At 65.4% G+C, this 11,046-nt stretch carries 7 protein-coding genes and 1 pseudogene; 2 read left to right on the top strand and 6 right to left on the bottom strand.

Annotated features, from left to right (window positions below):
- Positions 1-94, bottom strand: a pseudogene (locus ASD94_RS23445) (5-dehydro-4-deoxyglucarate dehydratase); the annotation flags it as partial.
- A 221-nt stretch (positions 95-315) separates the two neighbouring features.
- Here ASD94_RS23445 and ASD94_RS03105 point away from each other — a divergent pair.
- Positions 316-1,353 (top strand): LacI family DNA-binding transcriptional regulator, encoded by a 1,038-nt coding sequence (locus ASD94_RS03105; protein WP_056638434.1) that lies wholly within the window; start codon positions 316-318, stop codon positions 1,351-1,353.
- A 32-nt stretch (positions 1,354-1,385) separates the two neighbouring features.
- Here the strand turns inward: ASD94_RS03105 and ispF are convergent, their stop codons facing one another.
- The 4 genes from ispF to ASD94_RS03085 form a co-directional block, all read right to left on the bottom strand.
- A complete protein-coding gene (gene ispF, locus ASD94_RS03100; RefSeq protein ID WP_056638431.1) occupies positions 1,386-1,865 on the bottom strand; it encodes a 2-C-methyl-D-erythritol 2,4-cyclodiphosphate synthase in 480 nt (159 codons plus the stop codon).
- A 113-nt stretch (positions 1,866-1,978) separates the two neighbouring features.
- Positions 1,979-2,887, bottom strand: coding sequence for a 2-C-methyl-D-erythritol 4-phosphate cytidylyltransferase (locus ASD94_RS03095; protein ID WP_056638430.1), 909 nt, complete (start codon positions 2,885-2,887; stop codon positions 1,979-1,981).
- A gap of 60 nt (positions 2,888-2,947) precedes the next feature.
- Complete coding sequence (locus tag ASD94_RS03090) at positions 2,948-3,121, bottom strand: DUF4253 domain-containing protein (RefSeq protein ID WP_156391323.1); 174 nt, start codon at positions 3,119-3,121, stop codon at positions 2,948-2,950.
- Positions 3,114-4,847: a hypothetical protein gene (locus tag ASD94_RS03085; protein ID WP_056638428.1), complete on the bottom strand. Its 1,734-nt coding sequence runs from the start codon at positions 4,845-4,847 to the stop codon at positions 3,114-3,116. The genes ASD94_RS03090 and ASD94_RS03085 overlap by 8 nt, the downstream gene beginning before the upstream one ends.
- Positions 4,848-5,147: 300 nt before the next feature.
- On the opposite strand from ASD94_RS03085, the gene mfd reads away from it, so the two are divergent.
- On the top strand, positions 5,148-8,615 hold the full coding sequence (gene mfd, locus ASD94_RS03080) for a transcription-repair coupling factor (protein ID WP_056638427.1): 3,468 nt from the start codon (positions 5,148-5,150) through the stop codon (positions 8,613-8,615).
- A gap of 33 nt (positions 8,616-8,648) precedes the next feature.
- On the opposite strand, the gene ASD94_RS03075 is transcribed toward mfd, so the two are convergent.
- Positions 8,649-11,018 carry a bifunctional diguanylate cyclase/phosphodiesterase gene (locus ASD94_RS03075; RefSeq protein ID WP_146186013.1) on the bottom strand — a complete coding sequence of 790 codons (2,370 nt, stop codon included), beginning with the start codon at positions 11,016-11,018 and terminating at the stop codon, positions 8,649-8,651.
- Positions 11,019-11,046 lie beyond the last annotated feature (28 nt).

Genomic DNA, 11,046 nt, shown 5'->3' with positions numbered 1-11,046 from the left:
TCTTGGGGCGGAAGTTGCCCTGCTCGTCGAAGTCGGTGATGGGGAACGAGAGCAGGCCGGAGCCCATGATGGTTTTGAGTTCTTGCGGGGTCATGGTGAAAAGCAGGCGGTGGTTAGGAAGAAAGCAAAAGGTCGTACAAGCTGGATGTTTATGACCTGAATCGGCAAAATGTCAGCGGAATACGCAAATGTTAACGTTAACATTATCAGACAACATAGGAAAAACCCTTATTCAACAATCTCCTGCCTCACAGACCTTGCGCGGCGTTGCAAGCAACACCGACCGGGCGCGTTACCCCTTTAGACTCCACCCCCATGCACGCTTCTGACCCGGCCCGCCCCGCCCCGCTCACCGGCCGTGATCGCCCTGCCGTCACGCTGCGCGAAGTAGCCGAACGGGCAGGCGTGTCGATGATCACGGTCTCGCGCGCCATCAACACGCCGCAGCAGGTGTCTGAGCGGACGCGGGAACGTGTTCAGGAAGCGGTGTCTGCCCTGGGCTACGTGCCCAACCTGGTGGCGGGCGGGCTGCGTTCGGCACGCAGCCACGTGGTCACCGCACTGGTGCCAACACTCACAGGGCCGCTGTTCGGTGAAATGGTGCAGGCCCTCACCGATGCGCTGGAGCAGCGCGGCTTTCAGGTCATGGTGGGCCAGGTGGGCTACGCGCATTCACGCGAAGACGAACTGCTGCGCGCGATCGTCGGACGGCGGCCCGACGGAATCGTGCTCACGGGGGTCATGCACTCGCCCGATGGGCGGCGGCTGCTGATGGCCTCGGGCATTCCCGTGGTGGAAACCTGGGACTTCACCGACACCCCCATCGACATGCTGGTGGGCCTGCGCCACGAAGCGCTGGGCGCCGCCGTGTGCGAGCACCTGTTTGTCAAGGGGCGGCAGCGGTTGGCGTTGCTCAGTGGCGGTGACGAACGCGCCGCGCGACGAGCCCAGGGTTTTGAAGCGGCCGCCCTGCGCCTGGGCCTGCGCCCGCCCGCCGTGCGGCTGGGCAAATCGCCCACCACCCATGCAGACGGCCGCGCGGGGCTGGCTGCGCTGCTGGCCGATGTGCCCGACATCGACGCGGTGTTCTGCAGTTCGGACATGCTGGCACTGGGCGTGCTCACCGAAGCGCAGGTGCGCGGCATTGGGGTACCCCAGCAACTGGCCGTCGTGGGGTTCGGCGATATTGACTTTGCCGAGACCGTCAGCCCAGCCCTGTCCACCGTGCGCATCGATGGCACACGCATGGGCCAGACAGCGGCTCAGTGGATCGCCGATCGGGCCGAGGGCAAGGCCGTCATCCAGTCTGTGGTGGACATCGGCTTTTCCATCGTGGAGCGTTGCAGCAGCTAAGCGCTTGAGCGGCTGGGCTCCGCCAGGGCCGCCTATGTACGGTAGACCAGCGCTACCGCCCGCGCTTCCATGGCCAGGCCCTGCCCCACCGGGCCCAAGCGCTCGGCCGTCTTGGCTTTCACATTCACCTGCCCTTCGGTCACGCCCAACGCGCGGGCAATGACGGCCAGCATGCCGGGGATGTGCGCCGCCAGACGCGGGGCCTGCGCGACGACCGTGCTGTCGATGTTGCCGATCTCAAAGCCCGCTGCGCGCACCCGCCGCGCCGCCTCGGCCAGCAGCACACCCGAATCTGCGCCACGAAACGCAGCGTCGGTATCGGGGAAATGGCTGCCAATGTCTCCCAGAGCCGCAGCGCCCAGCAGTGCATCGGTGATGGCGTGCAGCAGCACGTCGGCGTCCGAGTGGCCCAGCAGGCCCGTCGGGTGGGCGATCTCCACACCGCCAATCACCAACCGGCGGCCGGGCACCAGCGCGTGTACGTCCCAGCCCTCTCCAATCCTGAAATTCATCTGTCTGCCTTTATGGGTATTTGTCGGTGGGGTCGCAGGGCCCGCCTGATGGGCACCTTGCTGCGCACTGCAGTCGGCCCGCGGCGGTCGTGCCCGTGGCGCCCTGCGCCAGGCTAAAAAAGATTCTTCTTGCCGGGTGCCGTGCTCACCTGCCCCCGCTCGCCGCCAAAACGCTCCAGCGTGGTACTGTGCGCCCGCTGGGCCAGCACGGCAGCGGCCAGCGCGAAATCGTCAGGGTAGGTGACCTTGAAATTCTGTGCCCCGCCGGGCACCAGCCGGGGGTGAAACCCCATGGCCTCCATGGCGCTGGCCTCGTCGGTGACATTGGAGCCCACCTTGTCGATCGCCTCCATCAGCGGGCCAATGCGAAACATCTGCGGCGTCTGCGCCAGCCACTTGTCGCTGCGGTCCACGGTAGAGGCCACGCGCACGCCGCCCGGGCCGTCGATAGAGGTCTTGAGCGTGTCGGCCAGCTTGTGCGCCAGGAGGCCTCCCACACTGTCACCCGCGCACTGGTCGATGAGTGCATCAATCTGCCCGGAGGTCACCAGGCAGCGCGCAGCGTCATGCACCAGCACCCAGTCACCAGGCTGCGCACCGCGCTCCAGCAGCGCCTTGAGGCCGCCCAGCACCGTGTCGGCGCGCGTAGGGCCGCCGCACTCGACCATAAAAAACGCAGGGTGGGCATGGGCATCCAGAAAGCGATCCCCCGGTGCCACAGCCACCAGCGTACCCAGCAGGCGCCCCACGCCAGCAAAGGCGGCCAACGTGTGCAGCACCATGGGGTGGCCAGCCACCAAGTGGTATTGCTTGGGCAACGGCGGCCGCACCGCAGACTCGTCAGCAGTGCCAGCCAGCGCGCCAAAAGCCGAGAGGGTTGAGCCCGCTGCAAGGGTGGCCGGTGTCGCCACAGCGCGCGAACCCGTTCCCGCACAGGGCACCAGCGCCCAAAAACGCCCCTGCGAAGACGTGGGCGCGTAGGAGGCAGCGAGCGCAGGTTGCAACAACGGGTCGATGGTCATGGGGCGCTTATTCTAGAAGGGACACCACCGTTGGGCCGCGGGCAGACGATGCCAGGACGATCATGGCCGCTCATGCAGAAACCAGGTGTTGTGCCCCACCAGTCCCAGCGCGTGGTGGCGCAGGGGGATGCCCGGCAGGGCCAGGGTGCAGGGCGCGGCCAGGTCATGCTCGCGCGCCAGCGCCAAGGCGCTGTCCATATTCTGCGGCGGCTCGCTCACCTCGAATTCAAGCATGGTGCCATAGTTCGGCGCCATGGCGCTCGCGCCAGCGGCGTAGCAGCGCAATGAAGTCTTCGGCGCTGCCCCGCTCCATGGCGTACCAGTGCAGATAGGCCAGCGCTTCTTCCGCATGCGGTGTTGGCAGCAGCACCAACCAGGCGTTGTCAGGAACAAAACACTCTTGGTGGCCGCGCGCGGGGTCATCCACACCGTGGGTGCTTTCGAGCGAAGCCAGCCAACGCTCAAAACGCAGGCGATCCCCCGCGCACTCGGCCCAGGCAGCCGCCAAACCCGCGGCGGGCACGCCCGCAGCAGCCAATTCGCCATACCAGACAGCGAACTGCTCCGCGTCGCCCAAGGGCACGGCACTTTCCGCCAGCTCGACCAACAACTCCTCGGCATCGATGCCACGCGCACCGGCAACGATGTAGCGGGGCGATACATCGTCGCGCGCCCCGCTCTGCTCATAAGGAAACCGCGTGAACAGCTCATCGGCAAGAGCATCAACCTCCGAAGTGTCAGTGGCACCGGACCACAAGGTGGTTACCACGGGCCAGCGAGCAGTGCGCGACTCCACCAGCGCCTGCGCCGCATGCCATAAGGTCTGGCGCTCCTCGACAGGCACCTGTGCGGCCCAGGCGATTTCGCCGCTGGCCGCAGCGCCATGCCCAGGAATCGGCAGTGGCAACCAATCGAGCACTGCCAGGGGCGTCCCCTCCATCAGATTCCGCCAAGCTTCTCGCGATTCAGAAGGGGTGCCCGCCACCGCTGCGGGTGGTGCGGATGCGAATGCCGGGCGCCTGCCCAGTTCGGCCCTCCATCGAGACACCGCATCGACATCCACCCCCACCGCGTGAGCCAAATGACCCGCCCGCAGCAGACGTGCGGTAGCAGGCACCACGGCCCATTCCAGCAGCGCGGCGGCAGCGGCGGGCTCGTCGTGCGTCAGCCACGCCGTGGCGACTTCGATGGCATCGTGGCCGCGCCCCTCCTGTGCCAGCAGCAGCCAGCAGGCTTGCCACATGGCGTGCGCGGTATGGCCGCCACCAAAACCAGTGGCGCGCAAGTAGTCGGCCACGGCGCGCGCGATGACCAGGGTGTCGGTGGCCCTGGCCGCTGGCGCCACGGTGATCTGCCCGGCCGACTGCAGTTGCTCCAGTATCGTGGCCACCTCGTCCTCGGGCAAACCCAGCGCCAGTAAATCTTCGACCGTGGGGATATCCGCCACACCGGCATGCGACACCTCAAACAGCTGCGCCAGCCGGTCTTTGAGCACCAGTTCTGCCTCCCTGCAGAACGCGCCAAAAGCCAAATGGGTGCGCGGCTCGTGAGCCCCGCCTCGGCGCTGCACCAATGTCGCCAGAAAGTCAGGCGACCAGCCCTCACCGGCTGCGCCCGCCTGCTCTTGGTCCAGCCGCACCAGTTGCCGCAATTGCTGCTGCGCCCGCTCCATGGCCCAGTCGTCGAGCTGCGTGGACGCCATGGCCTCCTGCTCGCCGACGGCAGGGCAGCACTGCTCTGCCAGCAGGGCCGCAACGGGCAACATGCCCTGTGCCTGAGTGACCAGCGCACCGTGCGCAGGCAATCGCCATACCCCGTCGGGCTGCAGCAACAAGGTCAGCGCCTCGAGGGCCTGTGGTGCATGGCCAGCCAGGACAACCCGGCGGGCGTTGGTCAGCAGTTCGCTCAGAGCGTTGTCTATGCGCCGGGCCTGCACGTGGCGCGTGGTCAGTTGGTTCAAGGGGTTCCTTTTGACGGACACTGAGTAGGGTCGGCGAGCTCGTGCCTCGGTTGCTTGCCGAGAGCGTCACGCAGATCGTAGACACGCCGCCTTGGATTGGCGGGTAGTCCAGGGCATCGACGGACAAACGCGAAGCCACGGGGGACCAACGGTGCCAGACGACATGGACCGCCGCTACCGCAGCCGAGGCGGGGACATAAGTGGCCCGCACCACCTAAAATGTTTGGCTGCCTCGCATCCAGCCCGTGCGCGCCTCGCGCCCGTGGGGATGCGGTGGCCCAGACGCCCCACCCCGTCCGCATGGAACTGCCCAAACTCTCCCCCGGAAAACGCTTTGCCCTGCCCCGCCCTGTGGGCAGCGCCGATTCGCTGCTGCTGGCCCGTCTGGCCGAGCGCGACAAGGCCGCTGGCCGCACCACCGCCATCGTTACGGCCGACGCCACCGACGCGCAGCGCCTCATCGACGAGATGGCCTTCTTTGCGCCTGGCCTGCGCTGCGCGCTGTTCCCCGACTGGGAGACGCTGCCCTACGACACGTTCAGCCCGCATCAGGACCTGATCAGCGAGCGGCTGGCCACGCTGTGGCGCATCTCGCAAGGTGAGGCCGACGTGGTGCTGGTGCCTGCCACCACCGCGCTGTACCGGCTTGCCCCGCCGTCCTTCCTGGCGGGCTACACCTTCCACTTCAAGGTCAAGCAAAAGCTCGATGAGGCCAAATTCAAGGCCCAGCTCACGCTGGCGGGCTACTCGCATGTATCTCAGGTCGTGAGCCCCGGCGAATATGCCGTGCGCGGCGGGTTGATCGACCTGTTCCCCATGGGTTCGCTGGTGCCGTTCCGCGTGGATCTGTTTGACGACGAGATCGACAGCATCCGCACGTTTGACCCCGACAGCCAGCGCAGCCTGTACCCCGTGCCCGAAGTGCGCCTGCTGCCCGGCCGCGAATTCCCCATGGACGACGATGCCCGCGCAAAATTCCGCAGCCGCTGGCGCGAGATGCTGGAGGGCGACCCGACCAAGAGCCGCATCTACAAGGACATGGGCGCAGGCGTGGCCACGGCCGGCATCGAGTACTACCTGCCGCTGTTCTTTGACGACACGGCCACCGTGTTCGACTACCTGGGCGGCGAGGCCACCGTGGTTCTCCACGGCGACCTGGAGCCCGCGTTCCAGCGCTTCTGGCAGGACACCAAAGACCGCTTCCGCCTGGTGCAGGGCGACCCCGAACGGCCTGTGCTGCCGCCCGAGGCGCTGTTCCTCTCTGCCGACCAGTTCTACACGCGCGCCAAGGAACATGCGCAGCTGTCCATCCGCCCCGGCGTGGAAGACGTGGAGGACAACCCGCACTTCCACAAGCTGGGCGACCTCTCGGTGGTGCGCGGCGCCGAAGACCCACTGGCCCGCTTGCACGCCCACATCCGCAACACCCAGCACCGTGTGCTGCTGCTGGCCGAGAGCGATGGCCGGCGCGAGAGCCTGCTCGACTTTTTACGCGCCAGCGGGGTCAGTCCACCTGCGTTCGATTCGCTGGCCGAGTTCCAGAGTTCGGCTGACGAAAAGGTAGGCATTGCCACCGCCGGGCTGACCGTGGGCTTTAGCTGGATCGAGGACGGCATCGACTTCGTCACCGAGACCGAGCTGTTTGCCGCAGGCCCCACCACGCGCCGCCGCAAGAAGCAGGAGCAGGTGAGCGATGTCGAGGCGCTGATCAAGGACCTGGCCGAGCTGACCCTGGGCGACCCGGTCGTGCATAGCCAGCACGGCATCGGCCGCTACCGGGGCCTGGTCAACATGGACGTGGGCAACAAGAACCCCGATGGCACGCCCGCCATGCAGGAGTTCTTGCACCTCGAATACGCCGACAAGGCCGTGCTGTATGTGCCGGTGAGCCAGCTGCAGCTCATCAGCCGCTACACCGGCGTGAGCGCGGACGAAGCGCCGCTGCACAAGCTGGGCAGCGGCCAATGGGAAAAGGCCAAGCGCAAGGCGGCCGAGCAGGTGCGCGACAGCGCGGCCGAGCTGCTCAACATCTACGCCCGCCGCGCCGCGCGCGAGGGCCATGCCTTCCGCTACAGCCCGCAGGACTACGAGACCTTTGCCAACGACTTCGGCTTTGAAGAAACGGCCGACCAGAACGCCGCCATTCATGCGGTGATCCAGGACATGATCAGCCCCCGCCCCATGGACCGCCTGGTCTGTGGCGACGTGGGCTTTGGCAAGACCGAGGTCGCCCTGCGCGCAGCCTTTGTGGCCGTCACGGGCGGCAAGCAGGTGGCCTTCCTTGCGCCCACCACGCTGCTGGCAGAGCAGCATTACCAGACGCTGGTGGACCGGTTCAGCAAGTGGCCGGTGAAGGTGGCCGAGGTCTCGCGCTTTCGCTCGGGCAAGGAGATTACCGCCGCCATCAAGGGCATCGGCGACGGCACGGTGGACATCGTGGTGGGCACGCACAAGCTGCTTTCCGAATCCACCAAGTTCCACAACCTGGGCCTTCTCATCATCGACGAGGAGCACCGTTTTGGCGTGCGCCACAAGGAGCAGATGAAGGCCCTGCGCGCCGAGGTGGATGTGCTGACACTCACGGCCACGCCCATCCCGCGCACGCTGGGCATGGCGCTCGAAGGGCTGCGCGACCTGTCGGTCATCGCCACCGCGCCGCAACGGCGCCTGGCGATCAAGACCTTCGTGCGCAACGAGGGTACGGGCGTGATCCGCGAGGCGGTGCTGCGCGAATTGAAGCGCGGCGGGCAGTGCTACTTTTTGCACAACGAGGTGGAGACCATCGAGAACCGCCGCCAGAAGCTCGAAGAAATCCTGCCCGAGGCGCGCATTGCCGTGGCCCACGGCCAGATGCCGGAGCGCGAGCTGGAACGCGTGATGCGCGACTTCGTGGCCCAGCGCTACAACATCCTGCTGTGCTCGACCATCATCGAGACCGGCATCGACGTGCCCACGGCCAACACCATCATCATGAGCCGCGCCGACAAGTTCGGCCTGGCGCAGCTGCACCAGCTGCGCGGGCGCGTGGGCCGCAGCCACCACCAGGCGTACGCCTACCTGATGGTGCCCGACGTGGACGGACTGACCAAGCAGGCGCAGCAGCGGCTCGAAGCCATCCAGCAGATGGAAGAGCTGGGCAGCGGCTTTTACCTGGCCATGCACGACCTGGAGATCCGCGGTGCGGGCGAGGTGCTGGGCGAGAACCAGAGCGGCAACATGCTCGAAGTCGGCTTTCAGCTCTACAACGAGATGCTGAACGAGGCCGTCAAGGCGCTCAAGGCGGGCAAGGAGCCCGACCTGCTCTCGCCCCTGTCCGTCACCACCGACATCAACCTGCACGCCCCCGCCCTGCTGCCCGACGACTACTGCGGCGACGTGCACCTGCGCCTGTCGTTCTACAAGAAGCTGGCCACCGCCAAGACGCCCGACCAGATCGACGGCCTGCTCGAAGAGATTGTGGACCGCTTTGGCAAGCTGCCGCCGCAGGCGCAGACGCTGATCGACGTGCACCGCCTGCGCGTGCTGAGCCAGCCGTATGGCGTGGTGAAGGTGGATGCGGCGCCGGGCGTCATCAACATCACCTTCAAGCCCCAGCCGCCCATCGACCCGATGCGCATCATCGAGCTGATCCAGAAGAACAAGCACATCAAGCTGGCAGGCAACGAGAAGCTGCGCATTGAGCGCGAGCTGAAAGAGCCCAAGGATCGTGCGCAGATGGTGCGCGACGTGCTGCGGTCACTGGGGCAGCCGGTGGCGGTGCCAGCATGACTTGCGTGGGCCCCCTGTGGAGCGCGGCCTCGCTCAGGTGCTCCAGCCGTTCTGTATCTCACTAGCGAACTCTTCAACAGGCGCTGGACGACCGAAGAGGTAACCCTGATAGCTGGTGCACCCGTAGCGGCAAAGCATCTCGCGCTGCGCTACGGTCTCAACGCCTTCGGCAATGACCTCAAGGCCCAGCCCCTGCCCCAACGCAATGACGGCCCGGACTATGGAGGCATCGCTGGCGTTCACGACGACATCGCGCACGAACGACTGGTCGATCTTGAGCTGATCCAGCGGCATGCGCTTCAGATATCCCAACGAGGAGAAACCCGTGCCGAAATCATCCAGCGAGAAGCGGATACCCAGGGCCTTCAATTTCTGCATCTTGGCCACGATTTCCTCCACATCCTCGGCCCATACGCTTTCGGTCAGCTCCAGTTTCAGGCGCTGCGGATTGGCGCCCGTGGCCTGCAGAATGCTGCACACCCCCTGGACATAACCCTGCTCGCGAAACTCCTTGGCACTGACGTTGACGGCCAACACCAGATGGTTCCTGGCTGGGTCGGACTCCCAGTCACGCAGTTGAAGGCAAGCAGTCTCGAGTACCCACCGGCCCAAGGGGTGTATGAGGCCAGTCTCTTCAGCCAAGGGGATGAAACGGGCTGGGGACACCATGCCCAGCACGGGGTGACGCCATCGCACCAGAAGCTCCGCCCCTATCAACCCCGTTGCCACGTGGACCTGGGGTTGGTAGTAAGCGATGAGTTGACTTGGAATCGCTCCCTTGAGGGCCTGTTCGAATTGCACCCGTTCATGCAGCGCGTCACGCATGCTCTGATCAAACATCACAGCCTGCCCCTTGCCGCGCTTCTTGGCCTCCAGCATCGCTAGTTCCGCGCGCTGCAGGATATCGTCGGCCGTTGCCAAGTCGTCACCTACCAGCGCAATGCCAATGGACGCCTGCCCCGGGCAGGCCACGCCACCCAGCACGAACGGCCCCCGCAAGTGCTCCAGCGCATCCGCTGCCATCGCGGTGACTCGCCGTTGGACCAGGGAAGGATCGCTGCCCAGGTTCTCGGCCAGCACCAAAAATTCATCGCCTCCAATCCTCGCCAAGACGGCCCCGGACTCCTCCAGTTGCTGCAGGTGACCGGCCGCTGCAATGAGCATTTGATCGCCAGCCTCGTGCCCCCGCGTGTTGTTGAGCACGCTGAAATTGTCAAGATTGACCAGCAACAACGCTGCAGCAGTGTGCTGGACAGCAGCGCGTTCAATGGCGTGGTGCAACCGGTTGAGCAGTTCTTCGCGATTGAGCAGCCCTGTCAGCCTGTCGCGATGAGCGAGGCGGTCCATGGCAGCCCCCAGCACCAATGTTTCGTCCAGGGCCTTGCGTCCTGGCTGTGCGCTGCTGGTACCAATGACGTTTGTATGAGACTTGGCTGCATCTGCCAGGGCCACGATTGGCCGGACCAATCGGCCCGCCAGCATCCAGGAGGCAAATGCAAACAGCACCGCCACCAGTGCAGTGAAGGCCAGCATCAGCTTGCGGATCTCGTAAACCTGCGCATACGCGGTGGCAACATCCTCCCGGACCACCACCGTCCAGCCCAGGCCATCTGGGGGAACTTCAGTCACCACTGGCTGAGAGACGATCAAGTACGCTGGGTCCTGCAACACGGCTTGTAGCGAGTTGCTTGCGACCTTCGTATCGGTATTGAGCTGCAGCAGCCACTCGCCTGTACGGTTTGCGATCAAGACTTCGATGCGGGCCTTCTTGCGGCGCTTGTTCACTGCCTCGACAACCACCCGATGGACCCAGTCCCAGTGCAAATGCGCTGAGAGCACCCCGATGGCACTGCCTTGTGCATTCTGGACGGGCGCAGCCACATCCAGAAAACGCAAGGGCTCGCCGTCAGCCCGCGGAGGCAGCGATTTGGCGAGCAAAACCGCATCGTGCGGGTCACCGACAAAAACGCCATTTAACCCGGCGGAGTACCAGGGCCGGGCGGACACATCGACATCCCGCAGAATCCCGCCCGTGGCGGCAGTGACTCGACCCCGCATATCTGCAAGCCCAATCCAGGCGTAAGTGTCCTCGCGACGCTGGAGCCCATCCATCACCTGCTGGATGGAGTGGGGATCCAGGGCATGGTGTGGACCGATCATGCCGGCCATCAGCGAAACTTCGCGCTGCCTGCTGGCGAGGTCTTCTTTCAGCTCATGGGCGATCTCGTCTGCCACCCCATTGAGCGCGTCCCGAGCGGAGTTGCTCAAGCCGTCCTCCAGATGCCATTCCATGAAGAATGTCAAAGCGAGGCCCAAAACAATGCCGGATCCGCCCATGACTGCGGAAAAGCGCGCCCGAACACTTCGAAACGGCGACACCCGATTCAAAAATCTGTTGATCATGGATGAGCCTCCAAGAGACCCATTCTGG

This window comes from Acidovorax sp. Root70, assembly GCF_001428225.1.
In the GTDB taxonomy this organism is placed as follows: domain Bacteria; phylum Pseudomonadota; class Gammaproteobacteria; order Burkholderiales; family Burkholderiaceae_C; genus Acidovorax.
This window is presented reverse-complemented; position numbering and strand designations above follow the sequence as displayed.